Source organism: Kitasatospora sp. cg17-2 (genome assembly GCF_054031055.1).
On record NZ_CM132923.1, the window covers coordinates 4949598 to 4964309 of the forward strand.

Annotated in this window: 13 protein-coding genes; 2 read left to right on the forward strand and 11 right to left on the reverse strand. The window is 73.3% G+C overall.

Translation table 11 applies throughout. From position 1 onward, the window contains the following. Positions 1-4 precede the first annotated feature (4 nt). Together cydB and ACW14Y_RS20955 are read right to left on the reverse strand one after the other, a co-directional pair. The gene (gene cydB, locus ACW14Y_RS20950) at positions 5-1030 is read right to left on the reverse strand and encodes a cytochrome d ubiquinol oxidase subunit II (RefSeq protein ID WP_456982899.1); all 1026 of its coding nucleotides are present in this window, start codon (positions 1028-1030) and stop codon (positions 5-7) included. 31 nt (positions 1031-1061) lie between these two features. Then, on the reverse strand, positions 1062-2612 hold the full coding sequence (locus tag ACW14Y_RS20955; RefSeq protein WP_380304095.1) for a cytochrome ubiquinol oxidase subunit I: 1551 nt from the start codon (positions 2610-2612) through the stop codon (positions 1062-1064). Positions 2613-2917: 305 nt separating this feature from the next. Between ACW14Y_RS20955 and ACW14Y_RS20960 the strand changes: the two genes are divergently transcribed. Then, entirely contained in the window at positions 2918-3730 is an 813-nt protein-coding gene (locus ACW14Y_RS20960) for a nucleotidyltransferase domain-containing protein (protein WP_380442557.1), read from the forward strand. A gap of 67 nt (positions 3731-3797) precedes the next feature. On the opposite strand, the gene ACW14Y_RS20965 is transcribed toward ACW14Y_RS20960, so the two are convergent. Both ACW14Y_RS20965 and ACW14Y_RS20970 read right to left on the reverse strand, forming a co-directional pair. Continuing rightward, complete coding sequence (locus tag ACW14Y_RS20965; RefSeq protein ID WP_456982902.1) at positions 3798-5174, reverse strand: oxygenase MpaB family protein; 1377 nt, start codon at positions 5172-5174, stop codon at positions 3798-3800. A gap of 97 nt (positions 5175-5271) precedes the next feature. Further along, positions 5272-6171: an aldo/keto reductase gene (locus ACW14Y_RS20970; protein WP_402723105.1), complete on the reverse strand. Its 900-nt coding sequence runs from the start codon at positions 6169-6171 to the stop codon at positions 5272-5274. 57 nt (positions 6172-6228) lie between these two features. Between ACW14Y_RS20970 and ACW14Y_RS20975 the strand changes: the two genes are divergently transcribed. Then, positions 6229-6909 (forward strand): DNA-binding response regulator, encoded by a 681-nt coding sequence (locus ACW14Y_RS20975; RefSeq protein WP_380388416.1) that lies wholly within the window; start codon positions 6229-6231, stop codon positions 6907-6909. Here ACW14Y_RS20975 and ACW14Y_RS20980 read toward each other — a convergent pair. The 7 genes from ACW14Y_RS20980 to ACW14Y_RS21010 all read right to left on the reverse strand — a co-directional run bounded on the left by ACW14Y_RS20980 (position 6887) and on the right by ACW14Y_RS21010 (position 14441). Then, complete coding sequence (locus tag ACW14Y_RS20980) at positions 6887-7498, reverse strand: Uma2 family endonuclease (RefSeq protein WP_380304105.1); 612 nt, start codon at positions 7496-7498, stop codon at positions 6887-6889. The two genes, ACW14Y_RS20975 and ACW14Y_RS20980, sit on opposite strands and share 23 nt — an antisense overlap. Positions 7499-7567: 69 nt before the next feature. After that, positions 7568-9142, reverse strand: a complete 1575-nt coding sequence (locus ACW14Y_RS20985; RefSeq protein ID WP_380304107.1) for a sensor histidine kinase — start codon at positions 9140-9142, stop codon at positions 7568-7570. 20 nt (positions 9143-9162) lie between these two features. Continuing rightward, complete coding sequence (locus ACW14Y_RS20990) at positions 9163-9918, reverse strand: response regulator transcription factor (protein ID WP_380304109.1); 756 nt, start codon at positions 9916-9918, stop codon at positions 9163-9165. A 276-nt stretch (positions 9919-10194) separates the two neighbouring features. Next, positions 10195-10842 carry a hypothetical protein gene (locus ACW14Y_RS20995; protein WP_456982905.1) on the reverse strand — a complete coding sequence of 216 codons (648 nt, stop codon included), beginning with the start codon at positions 10840-10842 and terminating at the stop codon, positions 10195-10197. Between the two features lie 16 nt (positions 10843-10858). After that, positions 10859-12070 carry an ABC transporter permease gene (locus ACW14Y_RS21000; protein WP_380388421.1) on the reverse strand — a complete coding sequence of 404 codons (1212 nt, stop codon included), beginning with the start codon at positions 12068-12070 and terminating at the stop codon, positions 10859-10861. Beyond that, the gene (locus ACW14Y_RS21005; RefSeq protein ID WP_456982908.1) at positions 12067-12918 is read right to left on the reverse strand and encodes an ABC transporter ATP-binding protein; all 852 of its coding nucleotides are present in this window, start codon (positions 12916-12918) and stop codon (positions 12067-12069) included. Before ACW14Y_RS21005 ends, ACW14Y_RS21000 begins: the two co-directional genes overlap by 4 nt. Beyond that, complete coding sequence (locus ACW14Y_RS21010; protein ID WP_456982910.1) at positions 12918-14441, reverse strand: efflux RND transporter periplasmic adaptor subunit; 1524 nt, start codon at positions 14439-14441, stop codon at positions 12918-12920. The genes ACW14Y_RS21005 and ACW14Y_RS21010 overlap by 1 nt, the downstream gene beginning before the upstream one ends. Positions 14442-14712 lie beyond the last annotated feature (271 nt).

Here is a 14712-nt window from a genome sequence, read left to right on the forward strand (position 1 = left end):
GGCCTCAGCCCTGGTCGAGGGCGGCGGCCGGGTCGTGCCCGGGGATGTGCTGGACGCCGATCCGCTTGCGGAACACCCAGTACGTCCAGCTCTGGTAGAGCAGCACCAGCGGGGTGAACACGGCGGCCACGATCGTCATCAGCTTGAGCGTGTACGGCGAGGAGGCCGCGTTGGTCACGGTCAGGCTCCACTCCGGGTTCAGGGTGGAGGGCATGACGTCGGGGAAGAGCGCGAGGAAGAGCATCGAGACGGCGGCCACGATCGTCGCCCCGGAGAGGACGAAGGCCCAGCCCTCGCGGCCCACCTGGTTGGCGAGGAGCGCGCCGACCAGGGCGAGCACCGCGACCACCAGGGCGGCCAGGCTCCAGCCGTTGCCGTGGTCGGCCTGGGTCCAGATCAGGAAGACCGCCGCCAGCGCCGCGGCCGCCAGACCGGCCCGCAGCGCCGCGGCCCGGGCCCGGTCGCGGATGTCGCCGACCGTCTTGAGCGCGGCGAACACCGCACCGTGGAAGGTGAACAGGCTGAGCGTCACCAGGCCGCCGAGCAGCGCGTACGGGTTGAGCAGGTCCCAGAAGCCGCCGACGTAGTTCTTCTGGGCGTCGATGTCGACGCCGCGGACGATGTTGGCGAAGGCGACGCCCCAGAGGAAGGCCGGGAGCAGCGAGGTCCAGAAGATCGCCTCCTCCCAGTTCCGCTGCCAGCGCGGTTCGGGCCGCTTGGCCCGGTACTCGAAGGCGACGCCGCGCACGATCAGGCAGACCAGGATCAGCAGCAGCGGGATGTAGAAGCCGCTGAAGAGGGTCGCGTACCAGTCCGGGAAGGCCGCGAAGGTGGCGCCGCCGGCGGTCAGCAGCCAGACCTCGTTGCCGTCCCAGACCGGGCCGATGGTGTTGATCAGTACCCGGCGCTCGGCGGTGTTGCGGGCGAGCGGCTTGGTGAGGATGCCGATGCCGAAGTCGAAGCCCTCCAGGAAGAAGTAGCCGATCCAGAGGACGGCGATCAGGACGAACCAGACGTCGTGAAGTTCCATGGTGTGTCGTTCCCGTCGATCCTGGGTGGCCTCAGTAGGCGAAGGCGAGCGGCTTGTCGGCGTCGTCGCCGGAGGCGGGACCGCGCAGGGTCGGGTCCTCGGTCGGCGGCCGCTCGTCGGTGACCGGTCCGGCCTTGGCGTACTTGACCAGCAGCTTCACCTCGACGACGGCGAGGATCGCGTACAGCGTGGTGAAGGTCGCCAGGGCGCCGATCTGGGTACCGACGCCCACGTTGGGCGAGACGGCGCTCGCGGTGGTCATCAGTCCGAAGACCGCCCAGGGCTGCCGGCCCATCTCGGTGAAGATCCAGCCGAAGCTGTTGGCGATCAGCGGGAAGCCCATGGTGAGGATGCCGATCCGCCAGCTCCACTTGGTGAGGAAGGGGCCCAGCTCCCGCTTCGGGGTGAGCATCAGCCTCGGCACCTCGGTGTCGCCGGTGCGGAACTCCTGGGCGAGGAAGCGCTTCCTCCTGGTGGTCCAGAGCCCGATCACCCCGGCCACGAAGGAGGTCATCCCGAAGCCGATCATGAGGCGGAAGCCCCAGTAGGTGACGAAGATGCTCGGGATGTAGTCCTTGGGGTCGCCGCCGTACTTGGCGGCCTCGGCGTTGGCGGTGTCGTTGATGCCGGGGACGGAGGAGCTGAAGTCGCTGTTGGCGAGGAAGGACAGTATCCCGGGGATCTCCAGCTCCACCGAGTTGTGGCCCTTGCTGACGTCGCCGACCGCGAAGACCGAGAACGGCGCCGGCGCCTTGGTGTCCCAGAGCGCCTCGGCGGCGGCCATCTTCATCGGCTGCTGGCGGAACATGACCTTGGCGAGCGAGTCGCCGCTGAGCGCGGTGCCCAGGCCGAAGACCACCGCGAGCACCAGGCCGAGCCGCAGCGAGGTCCGCATCACGGCGACCCGCTCCGGGGCGGCCGCGGCGCTCTCCGGCTTGCGCTTGGCCTTCCAGAGGTGGAACGAGGCGATGCCGACCATGAACGCCGCGCCGGTGAGGAAGGCCGCGGTCAGGGTGTGCAGGACGACGGTGACGGTGGTGTCCTGGAACAGCACCTTGGCGATGTCGGTCAGCTGGGCCTTGCCGGTGACCGGGTCGATCGCGTAGCCGACCGGGTGCTGCATCCAGGAGTTGGCCGCCAGGATGAAGTAGGCGGAGAGCACGGTGCCGAGCGCGACCATCCACATGCAGGCGCAGTGCAGCTTCCGGGGGAGCTTGTCCCAGCCGAAGATCCACAGGCCGATGAAGGTCGATTCGAAGAAGAAGGCGATCAGCGCCTCCATCGCGAGCGGGGCGCCGAAGACGTCGCCGACGAAGCGGGAGTAGTCGGACCAGTTCATGCCGAACTGGAACTCCTGCACGATGCCGGTGACCACGCCCATCGCGATGTTGATCAGGAAGAGCTTCCCCCAGAACTTCGTGGCGTGGAAGTACTTCTCCTTGTCCGTCCGCACCCAGGCGGTCTCCAGCCCCGCCACGATCGCGGCGAGGCTGATGGTGAGCGGTACGAAGAGGAAGTGGTAGACGGTGGTGATGCCGAATTGCCATCGCGCGATGGTTTCGTGAGCGATTGCCAGGTCCACGTCGCCCTCTCTCCAACCGACCTCGTTCGAGGTCACATTTCGGACAAACTTCATCTATAGCCGGGGACCGCTGCCCAGGTGTGCACGCTTGCCCGCTTGTGAACGTGAACACGTTCACAAGCTCAGTATCCACCACCCTTACGCGGTGGGAGCGGGCGGGGTGGGGTTCTACCGGCGGCGATGCCGTGCGCACAGTCTGCGAACCGGGTCGCCGGGCCACAACGAGCAGCCGGGAAGGTGGGACAGGAAATGTGGACGGTCCGTAGCATTGACACCTGCCGCCCTGACAGAAAGGCAGGTTCACCGTGCACGCGATCATCGACGCCATGGCCGAGCGGCTGGCGGGGGTTCCGGGCGTGGTCGGCGTCGTGCTCGGCGGCAGCCGGGCCCGGGGCGAGCACACCCCCGGCTCCGACTGGGACCTCGGCCTCTACTACCGGGCCGGCCTCGACCTCGACGCCCTGCGCGCCCTCGCCGGCCCCGGCGTCGAGGTGGCCGGACCGGGCGGCTGGGGCCCCTGGGTCGACGGCGGCGCCTGGCTGACCGTCGAGGGGCTCGGCCGGGTCGACTGGATCCTGCGCGACCTCGACCGGGTCGACCGGGTCCGCGCCGACTGCCTCGCCGGGCGCTACGAGGTGGGCGTCCAGGCCGGCCACCCGCTCGGCTTCTGGTCGCCCTGCTACGTCGGAGAACTCGCCCTCGGCGTCGTCCTGGCCGACCCGACCGGGGCGCTGACGGAGCGTCGGGCCGCGTACGCGGACTATCCGGAGCCGCTCCGGGCCGCGCTGACCGGCAGCACCTGGGAGGCCGGCTTCCTGCTCGACGGCGCCGCCAAGGGCGCGGCCCGCGGCGACACCCTCTACGTCGCGCTCTGCCTCGCCCGCGCCGTGGGCGTCCTGGTGCAGGCGCTGTACGCGGCCGACCGGCGCTGGTGCCTCAACGAGAAGGGCGCCCTGGCGGTGGCCGAGACCCTGCCGACCGCCCCGCCCGGCTTCGGCCCGCGCGCCCGCGCCCTGCTCGCCGCCCCCGGCGGCGACCCGGTGGCCCTCACCGCCACCGTCGCCGCCGCCCGCGGCCTGGTCGAGGACACCGAGGCCGCCCTCCGCGAGGCCCGGTAGCCGTCAGGCCCGGCAGCCGTGGGACCCGGCAGCCGTCGGGCCCGTCGGGCGTGGGACCCGGCAGCCGTCAGGCCCGGCCGAGCAGCTGGGTGCCCGGGGCGGAGGGGGCGCGGGCGGTGAAGTAGTCGACGAAGCCGCGCAGGAACTCGGCCGACGTGATCACGCCGTCCCCGTCGGTGTCCAACTGCCGGAAGCCGTGCGAGAGTTCGGCCGGGTGGACCCGGCGGCCGCCGAACAGCACCCGGTACTCGGCGAAGTCCAGCAGACCGTCCCCGTCCGCGTCGGCCGCCTCGAACACCGCCCGGAGCGCGGGCAGCAGCCCGCGCTCCAGGTACGCCGGGTCGCGGTCGCAGCCGGCCAGCGTGGCGGCGATGTACTCGGCCCTGGTCACCCGGCCGTCGCCGTCGGCGTCCATGCCCGCCCGCAGCTCCTCCCACCAGCGCTCGAAGGCGTCGTACACCCGGGCCTCCCCCTCCTCGGAGAGCTCCAGCTGCCAGCACACGTTGTGCGCCATCGCCCGGAGGTCGTGGGCGGTGAGGTGGCCGTCCCCGGTCTGGTCGAGCACCTCACGGAAGAACCGGTCCAGCCGGGGCGGCCGGGTGTCCTGCCGGGGCGGCCGCCGGGGCCGGGACGAGGAGCCCGCCCCGGGGGCGCGGTAGCGGTGACGGTCCGGCAGTCCGGCGACCACCAGCCGGACACCGCGGTGCAGCAGCAGCGAGAGCAGCCGCCCGCGCCGGGTGGGGACCAGGCCGAAGCGCTTCCGGAAGACCGCCGGGAGGTCCGCGACGGTCAGTTCGGCGGCCAGCTGGCCGACCACCGTGCTCAGCGCCCGCCAGCCGGCCGGGCCGAGGAAGCGCAGCCGGCGCGGGCAGGGCGTCTCGCTCAGCAGCTCGTACAGCAGATGGCGCGCCGTCCCGTCGAACTCCAGCTGCTCGACCACCGTCCGGTGCAGCCGGCCGCGCAGCTCGGTCGCGGTGGCGGGCAGCTCCCCCGAGGAGAGCCCGAACACCGCCGCGATCCCGGCGAACTCCCGGTACGAGGCTTCGAGTTCCTCCGCCGTGTACGGCTCGCCGCTCAGCTCCCGCATCGCGACGACGCTCTCGAAGAGGGTGAGCAGCACCCAGGCCCGGGCGGCCGGGTCCCGGGCGTCGTAGCCGCGCCCGTCCCCGGTGGTGCCGCCGATCCGCCGGTGCGCCCGGTCGAGCCGCTGGACCTCGCGCCAGAGCTGCTCCTCGTCGGCCTGGAACAGCCGCCGCCCGCTGGCCATGGTGTGCTCGACCCGGCGCCACGGGTGGCCCCGGTAGGTGGAGTGCTCGGCCATGCCGGCCGCGACCACCGGATGGGCGGCCTGCAGCACCACCAGCCGCCAGGCGACGAGCACGATCCGCCACTCCGAGAGGTCCCGCCGGAAGGACGCCCCGGGACCCGCTGCTGACGCTGCCATCCGTACCGCTCCTGGGAGTTCGGGAACCTTCGGGTACGGGCAGGGCCCTTCCCGGCGGACCGGCGGGGAAACCGGGAGCGGTATTCATCGGACAGTCCTACTTGTCGGACACTGTCAGCTTCTCCAGCTCCGCGAGGTCCGCCGAGGACAGCCGCAGCGCGGCGGCGGCGATGTTCTCCTCCAGGTGCGCCGGCGAGGAGGTGCCCGGGATCGCGAGCACCGACGGCGAGAGCGCCAGCAGCCAGGCCACCATCACCTGGGCCCGGGTGGCGCCGTGCCGCTCGGCGACCCGGCGCAGGGCCGGGTGGTCGGGCACCCCGGAACCGCCGAGCGGGTAGAACGGGACGAAGGCGATCCCCCGCGCCGTGCAGTCCGCCAGCAGCCGGTCCTGCTCCGCCGTGCGGTCCAGCACGCTGAACTTGTTCTGCACCGTCACGACCGGGGCGATCGCCTCGGCCTCGGCGAGCTGGGCCTCGTTCACATTGCTGACGCCCAGGTGCCGGATCAGCCCCTCCTCGCGCAGCTCCGCCAGCGCGGCGAAGGACTCGGCGATCGAGGACTGACTGGGCATCCGGCGCAGGTGGACCACGTCCAGCCGGTCCACCCCCAGCTCGCGCAGATCGCGGTGGACGGCGGCGCGCAGGGCCTCCCGGTCGGCCGGTTCCAGCCAGCGGCCCTCCGGGTCGCGGCCCGGGCCGACCTTGGTGGCGATCACCAGACCGTCCCGGTAGGGGTGCAGGGCCCGCCGGATCAGGCCGTGGGCGGAGACGTCCCGGAAGAAGTAGAACCAGGCGGTGTCGATGTGGTCGACGCCCAGCTCGACGGCCCGGCGCAGCACCCGGACGCTCTGCTCGGGGTCGCAGGCGGGCCCGTGCCAGTCCCGGGAGGGCAGCTTCATCGCGCCGAAGCCCATCCGGGACACCGGCAGGTCGCCGCCGAGGAGGAAGGTGCCGGCGGCGGTCGCGGGGAGGGCGGAGGATGCGGGAGTCGTCGTCATGGCCCCAAGCCTCGGCCCGGCTCGCCGCGACCCCGACCGATCTGGCAGTTTGCTGCCATGAGCACCGATCGGATCATCACTCTGCACGGCGAGCAGGAGCTCGTCCAACGGGCCGGCCACCTCTTCGTCGCCTCCCACGAGGAGTTCCTGGTCGCCGCCACCGATCTGGTGACCTTCTCCGCGGGCGTCAACGCGGCCTTCCGGGAAGGGAAGCGGCCGCACGTCGTCCCCGGCCTCACCATGCGCAAGCTCTACAGCCGCCGGGCCCTCGCCGACCCCGAGTCGCTCCGGCGGCTGCGGCGGATCGCCGCCTCCGGCATCGAGGTCCGGATCTCCGACGGGCCGATAGCCCGGGAGGCGATCGTCATCGACCGGCGCACCGCGATCCTGGCCGGCGCCCCGGTGCGGGGCGTGCACACCTACACCGTGGTGCAGGCGCCGGAGGTCGTCGACGGCGTGCGCTCGCTGTTCCGCGCCACCTGGGAGACCGCCACCGCCCTCGCCGACTGCGCCGCCCCGCCGCCCCCGCTGACCGAGCAGGCCCGCGACACCCTGCGCGCGCTCTCCGCCGGCCACACCGACGAGACCGGCGCCCGCCTCCTCGGCGTCTCCCTGCGCACCTACCGCCGCCGGGTCGCCGAGCTCATGGCCACCCTCGGCGCCTCCTCCCGCTTCCAGGCCGGCCTGCTCGCCCGGGACCTCCTCCGGGAGGAGGTCAGCCCCGCCGCTCCCCGGTGATCCCGGGCCCGATCGCGAACCCCTTGGCGGGGCCCTCGGGGACCACCGCGTCCTCGCCATAGGGGGTCCGGACCGAGGACGCGTAGGCGCCGCGCTCGGGGTCCGGTCCGGAGAGGACGGTGACGGCGCCGCCGTCGTCGTAGTCGTCGATGATCACGTAGACGGGGATGCCGGCGGTGGCGTAGGCGCGGTGCTTGAGGACGAGGTCACGACGGCGGCTCTCGCTGCCCGGCGACACCGTCTCGACCACCAGGACCACACCCGAGGCGAGCACGCCGAGACCTTCGGGGTGCTCGATCTCGTCGATCTCATCGGGTACGACAAAAAGGTCGGGAACGGCGACCTTGAGTCCGTGAACGACACTGCGGGCGTAGGCCGGCCCCCAGCCGCTGTCCTGGAGGCAGTCGCACAAGGCGCGGAACACGCGCTGCTTCACCCGCATGTGGCGCAGGTCGCCGACGGGGGTCAGCACGATGGCACCTTCACCGATCTCCGCGTGGAATCCCTCGGGCACCTCCAGTGAGGCCCAGGCTTCCCAGAGCCGTTGAGCCACCCACGTGGGTTCGTCGGGCGCCGTACCGGGGTTCATGGCCGCACACTCCCATGCCTTCGCCGAGAGGCCGGGGTGAACGGAGGGGATTCACCCGATCGGGGGGTTTCAGCGCTGGTGGGGGAGCTCCAGGCGGAAGGTGGCGCCGGTGCCGGGGGTGGTGTGGAGGGTGAGGGCGCCGCCGTGGGCGTGGGTGAGGGCGGTGGCGATGGCGAGGCCGAGGCCGGCGCCGCCGCGCTGGTCGTTGCGGCTGCGGGAGGCGTCGACGCGGTAGAAGCGGTGGAACACCAGGGCGGCCTGGTCGGCGGTGAGGCCGGGGCCGGAGTCGGCGACCTCCAGCAGGCAGAGGCCGCCCTCGTGGCCCACCCCGATCCGGACCGGGGTGCCGGGCGGGGTGTGCTTGACGGCGTTGCCGACCAGGTTGGTGACCACCTGGCGGAGCCGGGCCTCGTCGCCGAGCACGGGCGCCGGGCCGGGCGGGCCGCTGCCGGCCGGGCCGGTGAGGGCGACCGGGCGGCTCGGGTCAAGGGCGGTGAGGTCGTGCAGGGCGTCCGCGGCGAGGGTGCGCAGGTCCATCGGCGCGAGGTCGAGCGGGCGCTCCTCGTCCAGCCGGGCGAGCACCAGCAGGTCCTCGACCAGGGTGCCCATCCGGATCGCCTCGTTCTCGATCCGGCCCATGGTGCGCCGGACGTCGGCCTCGGCGGGCAGGGCGCCCATCCGGTACAGCTCGGCGAAGCCGCGGATGCCGGCCAGCGGGGTGCGCAGCTCGTGCGAGGCGTCGGCGACGAACCGCCGCATCCGGCCCTCGGACTCCGCCCGGGCGGCGAAGGCGGCCTCGATCTGCGCCAGCATGCCGTTGAGGGCGATGGAGAGCCGGCCGACCTCGGTGTTCGCCGGGAGGGCCGGCATCCGGTGCGAGAGCTCGCCGGCGGCGATCAGCTGGGCGCCCTCCTCGATCCGGCGCAGCGGCCGCAGTCCGGTGCGGACGGCGAAGAAGCCGAGCGCCGCGATCACCAGCAGGACGACGCCCCCGATCGCCAGGAAGGCGGTGCGCAGCCGGTTGACGGTGGTGTCGATGTCCTCGCGGGAGACGGCGACCATCACGTAGGCGGGGCTGGCCGTGGGCGCGGCGAAGACGCTGGCCGGGGCGCTCGGCCGCTGGACCGGTACGACGATCGCGCGCCAGCTGCCCCGCCCGCGCCGGTCGGGCAGGTCGACGGGGGTGTCGGCGCCGACCGCGGCCGGGTCGAAGCCGTCCAGCTGCGGCGCCGGCTCGTTCTCCGACATCGGCTGGCGCACCACGAACTGCACCTTGCCGTCGACACCCAGGTACTGGACCAGGTACTGGCTGGGCAGTGCGGCCAGTAACGGGGTGGCCCGCTTTCCGCCGAGCGAGGGCTGCTGCTGCTTGGGCTCCGCCCAGCTGTTGCGGGTCGGCGCGCGGCGGGCCAGCGGTTCGCCGAAGCGTTCCAGCTGCTCGTCGAGCCGCTGGACCAGCTGGTGGCGGACGGTGCCGAGCACCACGGTGTCGCTGACCACCAGGCCGGTGGTGACCAGCGCGAGCACCAGCACCAGCAGCCGGGCGCGCAGCGACAGCCGGCGCAGCGAGAGCCTGCCGAGGCGGCGGCCGGGCGGAGGGGCGGAGGGGCGCGCGGACGCGCGGCGGGGGAGCGGGAGGGGCATCGGGGCAGCGGGGTCCGGGGTCAGCCCTGCGGGGGGCGGCGCAGGGCGTAGCCGATGCCGCGCACGGTGTGGATCAGCTTGGGCCCGTGGCTGGGTCCGGAGTCGAGCTTGCGGCGCAGGTAGGAGATGTAGGACTCGACGATCGAGAGGTCGCCGCCGAAGTCGTAGGCCCAGACGTGGTCGAGGATCTGCGCCTTGGAGACCACCCGGCCGACGTTGGCCATCAGGTAGTGCAGCAGCTTGAACTCGGTCGGGGAGAGCGCGACCACGACGCCGCCGCGGGTGACCTCGTGGGCCACCGGGTCGAGCACCAGGTCGGCGACGATCAGCCGGCCGTCCTCGGCCGGTCCGCCGGAGCGGCGCAGGATGGCGCGGATCCGGGCGATCAGCTCCTCCAGGCTGAACGGCTTGGTGACGTAGTCGTCGGCGCCCGCGGCGAGGCCTTGGACCTTGTCCCCGACGCCGTCCTTGGCGGTGAGGAAGAGCACCGGCAGGTGGTCGCCGGTGTGGCCGTGGCCGGGGCCGGCGATGAGGCCGCGGCTGGTCTGCTCCCGCAGCCGCTCGACGACGGTGAAGCCGTCGAGGTCGGGGAGCATCACGTCCAGGACGACCAGGTCGGGGCGGTCGACGGCGATCAGTTCCAGCGCCTCGGCGCCGCTGGCGGCGGAGGCGACCCGGAAGCCGGAGAAGCGGAGCGAGGCGGACAGCAGCTCGCGGATGTTCGGTTCGTCGTCGACGACGAGCAGGTAGGCCTCCCCCTGGCCGCCGTTGTTCACCGCCGAAGTTCCTGTCGACACAGTGCCTTGCACGGGGGTTCCGCCTCCCGGTCGGACGATGGCGTTCAGCTCGAGGCTAGCTCGGGGAGGCCAAGGGCCATCGATGAATGTTGGATTAACACCTTATCGGGCGGTTTTGTACGGACGGACCCCCAGGTCGGGCCTCGGGTGGTGTGCGCACCGCCCCGACAGTACTCCGGCGCAGGTCGGCGCGGGGGTGCGCGGCCCGGCCCCCGGAGGAGGTCGGGCCGGGCCGCGCGGGCGTACGGCGGCCGGTCAGCCGCCGGACGGGTTCCGGGTGGCGCCTGCGCCGGGGCCGCCGCCGAAGCCGCCCGCGCCGCCGCCGAAGCCGCCGGCGGCGGCGCCCTCGACCAGCTGGGTCGCGGCGTAGCCCCCGTCGGTCGGGGTGCCGACCACGGTGACGCTCTGGCCGGGCTGGAGGTCGCCGACCTTGCCCTCCTTGTTGAGCTGCACCTTGGTGGAGTCGCCGGTGGTCACCTTGACGGTGTTGCCGTTGGCGTCGGTCAGGTAGACGGTGGTGCCGTCCACGGCCTTGACCGTGCCCCGGGTGAAGCCGCCCTGGCCGCCGCCCTGGCCACCGGTGCCCTGGCCGCCGCCGTTGCGACGGTTGCCGTTCTGGCCGGCGCCGGTCGCTCCCGGCCTCGGCTGCTGCGCGCCGCCGCCCGCGGCGACCGTCCGGCCGGAGGTCCGCTCGGGGGCCTGGTCGCGCTGGTACCAGACGCCGCCGGCGAAGGCCGCCGTGGCGATCACCGCGCCGGACAGCACCAGCGGCACCCAGGGCAGCCGGCGCCTCGGCGGCGCGGCCAGCTCGGCGGTGACGTCCCTGCCGTCCGGCGCGGTGGAGAGCAGCACGACCTGCTCGGCGGGGGTGGACGGGGTGGACGGCTCGGTCTCGTTGCTCATGGTCTGCGGTCCTTGGTCACTCGTGCCGGAGGGCGTCGATCGGGCGCAGCGAGGCGGCCCGGTTGGCGGGGTAGCTGCCGAAGAACAGGCCGATGGCGACGGCGATCCCGAAGGCGCCGAGCACCGATTCGGGGATCACCACCGGTTCGATGCCGACGATCCTGAAGTGCGAGCCGGCGATCCCGGCCAGCACGCCGAGTCCGGCGCCCACCACCGACAGCAGGGTGGCCTCGGTGAGGAACTGCCCGAGGATGACGCCGCGGGGGGCGCCGAGGGCCTTGCGGATGCCGATCTCCCTGGTCCGCTCGGTGACGGTGACCAGCATGATGTTGGTGATGCCGATCCCGCCGACCAGCAGCGAGATCGCGGCCACGGCGCCGAGCAGCACGGTGAAGGTCTTCGTGGTCGACTCCCGGGCGCTGAGCAGCGAGGTCTGGCTGCTGATCCGGAAGTCCGCCTTGGTGGGGTCGGCGATCGCGTGGGTGCCGAGCAGGATCCGGGTGATCTCGGACTGGGCCTGCGCGGTGCTCTCCGCCGAGGCCGCCTGCACCATGATCTGGTTCACCGAGCCGAAGCCGGTGAAGGCGTTCTGCACGGTCGGCAGCGGGGCGATCAGCACGTCGTCCGGGTCGGTGAAGCCGGTGCCGCCCTTGGCCTTGAGCACGCCGACCACGGTGAACGGGGTGCCGCCGACGACGATCGGCTTCCCCACCGGGTCCGCGGTGGCGAAGAGCTGCTTCGCGGTGGTCGCCCCCAGCACCGCCACCTTGCGGGAGGCCAGCACGTCGTCCTGGGTGAAGTACTCACCGTGGTCGACCTTCTGGTTGGCGGTCTCGAAGTACGCCGGGTAGGTGCCGACGATCGAGCCGGGGCTGTACGAGATGTCCCCGTTCAGCGCGGTGCCGCTGGCGGTCACCACCGGCGCCACCGAGCGGACGGCGTGCGGGTCGGCCTCGGTGGCCAGCGCCTTGGCGTCGGCGACGGTCAGCTTCTTGGCGCCGCTCGCGGAGCGCGCGCCGCCGAAGGAGGAACCGGAGGAGACGGTGAGCGAGTTGGTGCCGAGCGAGGTGATCGACTCCTTGACCGCGACCGAGGAGCCGTTGCCGACCGCCAGCAGCAGGATCACCGAGGCGACGCCGATCAGCACCCCCAGCATGGTGAGACCGGAGCGGACCTTGTTGGCGACCAGGCCGCCGGCCGCGAAACGGAGGGTCTGCCAGAGGATCACGCGGGCACCCCCGCCGGGTGCGACGCGGGCGGCGGCCCGTCCACCGGCGCCTGCCGGACGTCCGAGACGATCATGCCGTCCACCAGCCGCAGCACCCGCTTGGCGTGCCGGGCGACCTCGTCCTCGTGGGTGATCAGCACGACGGTGCGGCCGGTGGCGTTGAGGCCGTCGATCAGCCCCAGCACCTCCTCGGTGGAGCGGCTGTCCAGGTTGCCGGTGGGTTCGTCGGCGAGCAGCATCGCGGGCGCGGTGACCAGGGCCCGGGCCACCGCGACGCGCTGCTGCTGGCCGCCGGAGAGCTCGTTGGGCCGGTGTCCGGACCGCTCGGCCAGGCCGACCAGGGAGAGCGCGGCGAGCGCCCGCCGGCGGCGTTCGGCGGCCCGCACGCCCGCGTAGGCGAGCGGCAGCTCGACCTGGGCGAGCGCGGTGGTGCGCGGGACGAGGTTGAAGGACTGGAAGACGAAGCCGATCTTGCGGTTGCGGACCAGGGCGAGCTGCTGCTCGTCCAGGTGGCCGACGTCGATGCCGTCCAGCAGGTAGCGGCCGTCGGTCGGGACGTCGAGGCAGCCGAGGATGTTCATCAGCGTCGACTTGCCGGAGCCGGAGCTGCCCATCACGGCGACGTAGTCGCCCTGCGCGATGTCCAGGTCCACGCCCAGCGGGGCCCCGGTGGCGGGGTCGTCCGGGCCGCGCAGCGCGTGCACGGTGGCGTCGCCGTGGCCGTAGGACTTGGTGAGGCGGCGGATCCGGATCACCGGCGGCGCCTGGTCCGGGTGGCCCTGGTCCGGATGGACCGGCCGCACCGGGCCGGCGCCCGGCCGGGAGCGCAGGAGGGAGCGGCGGGCCATCAGCGGCCACCGCCCCGGGCGGCGCCCGCGCCGCCCGCGGCCCCGCCGCCGCCGACCCCGGCCACACCCACACCGGCACCGGCGCCCGCGCCGCCGCCGTTCCGGCCGCCCTGGCCGCCGGTCGCGCCCGGGAAGGAACCGTTGGGGAAGCCGTTGGAGCCGCTGGTGGAGGCCAGTTCGACCTTGTCGCCCTCGTTCAGGCCGGTCAGCACCTGCACCGTGGTGTCGCCCTCGACACCGACCTCGACGGTCACCCGGTCGGAGCTGCCGTCCTGGTGGACCACGGTCGCGGTACGGCTCGAACCGGTGCCGGACAGGGCCGAGGTGGGCAGCGAGAGCGCGTTGTCCGCCTCGCCGGTGACCACCGAGACGGTCGCGCTGAGGCCGGTCCGCAGCTTGCTGGTGTCACCGGAGATCTGGAGCGTCGCCGAGTACTGCACGGCCGCCGCACCGCCCCCGGAGCCGCTCACCGGCAGCGGGCTGACCGACAGCACCGACGCGTTGAACTTGCTGTCGGACTGCGCGTTCAGGGTGACGGTGGCCGCCTCGCCCTTCTTGAGCTTGAGCGAGTCCAGCTCGGAGAAGTTCGCGGTGACCTGCATGCCGGTCGGGTTGGTCAGCACGATGAAGCCGCTGGGGGCGGTGGTGGAGCTCCCGGTCGACTTGGTGCCGCTGCCGGAGGAGGAACCGCCGCCGGTCGCGCCGACCGTGTCGCCCGCCTTGGCCGCCACCGAGGCGACCGTGCCGTCCACCGAGGCGGTGAGCGTGGTGCCGGCCAGCGCCGTCTGGGCGTTGGAGAGGTTGGTCTGCGCGGTGGCGAGCTGCTGCTCGGCCTGGGCGACCGCCGCCTCGTCCACCTTGGTGGTGGAGATGGTGGTGGTCTGCGGCTCGGGGACGGCGACCGGCGCCGCCGGGACGGTGGCCTGCGCGGACGGGGCGGTCTGCCCGGACGGGTCGGCCGCGGGGGCGGACGCGCTGCTCCCGCCCGCCCCCCGGCTTCCCGTGCCGCCGGTGCTCGCGCCGGACGTGCCGCCGGTGTTCGCGCCGGAGGTACCGCCGCCGCCGGACGAACCCGAGGAGCCCGACGAGCCGTTGGCCCTGGCCGGCAGCTGCTGGACGGTCGTCGTGGTGACGCCCGCCCTGGCCTTGGTCAGATTGACCGAGGCGGTGTTGAGCGCCGCCTGCGCGGCGTCCACCTGCTGCTGGGCGGCGGTGGTGTCGACGGTGGCGAGCACCTGCCCCTTGGTCACCTGGTCGCCGACCGCGACCTTGACCGCGGTGAGCCGCCCGCCGGTGGTGAAGTCCTGGGCGGCGTCGGTGGGCGAGGCCAGGGTGCCGGTTCCGGACACCGTGGCCAGGACCGTGCCCTTGGTCACGGTCGCGGTGCGGACGGGGGCCTTGGCGGCCGTGGTGCCGGAGCCGTCGTCCAGCACGGTGTACGCCAGGGCGGCGGCACCGAGCAGGGCCACACCGAGCGCTGAGTTGACGAGGACGGCACCTCGCCGTCGCGGGAACACCTTCATGGCGGACAGCTTCCCGGGGCGCTCTTGCACCGTCCTGGGCGCCGACTGGGAGAAGGCTGACCGGCCGAACCGGGCATTTGCCGCGCTCCGCCCGCCACCGGGGCCGACTTGGCCGGTTCCGGACGATCCGTTGACCGTTCTCCCAGCCGTCTCCCAGAAAACCCCAGGCACTCCTGAACGTCGGAGCCGCGCTCCGGGGCCCGCGACGGGCCGCCGCCGGGGCCCCGACGGGGCCCCGACGGGGCCCCGGGAACGGCCCCGGAACGCGCCG

What these genes read in the sequence shown, in the direction of transcription:
- ACW14Y_RS20980 (WP_380304105.1), bottom strand. Translation starts at nt 7,498, where the DNA reads ATGAACCCCGGTACGGCGCCCGACGAACCCACGTGGGTGGCTCAACGG.
- ACW14Y_RS20970 (WP_402723105.1), bottom strand. Translation starts at nt 6,171, where the DNA reads ATGACGACGACTCCCGCATCCTCCGCCCTCCCCGCGACCGCCGCCGGC.
- ACW14Y_RS20995 (WP_456982905.1), bottom strand. Translation starts at nt 10,842, where the DNA reads ATGAGCAACGAGACCGAGCCGTCCACCCCGTCCACCCCCGCCGAGCAG.
- ACW14Y_RS21005 (WP_456982908.1), bottom strand. Translation starts at nt 12,918, where the DNA reads ATGGCCCGCCGCTCCCTCCTGCGCTCCCGGCCGGGCGCCGGCCCGGTG.
- cydB (WP_456982899.1), bottom strand. Translation starts at nt 1,030, where the DNA reads ATGGAACTTCACGACGTCTGGTTCGTCCTGATCGCCGTCCTCTGGATC.
- ACW14Y_RS21010 (WP_456982910.1), bottom strand. Translation starts at nt 14,441, where the DNA reads ATGAAGGTGTTCCCGCGACGGCGAGGTGCCGTCCTCGTCAACTCAGCG.
- ACW14Y_RS20965 (WP_456982902.1), bottom strand. Translation starts at nt 5,174, where the DNA reads ATGGCAGCGTCAGCAGCGGGTCCCGGGGCGTCCTTCCGGCGGGACCTC.
- ACW14Y_RS20985 (WP_380304107.1), bottom strand. Translation starts at nt 9,142, where the DNA reads ATGCCCCTCCCGCTCCCCCGCCGCGCGTCCGCGCGCCCCTCCGCCCCT.
- ACW14Y_RS20975 (WP_380388416.1), top strand. Translation starts at nt 6,229, where the DNA reads ATGAGCACCGATCGGATCATCACTCTGCACGGCGAGCAGGAGCTCGTC.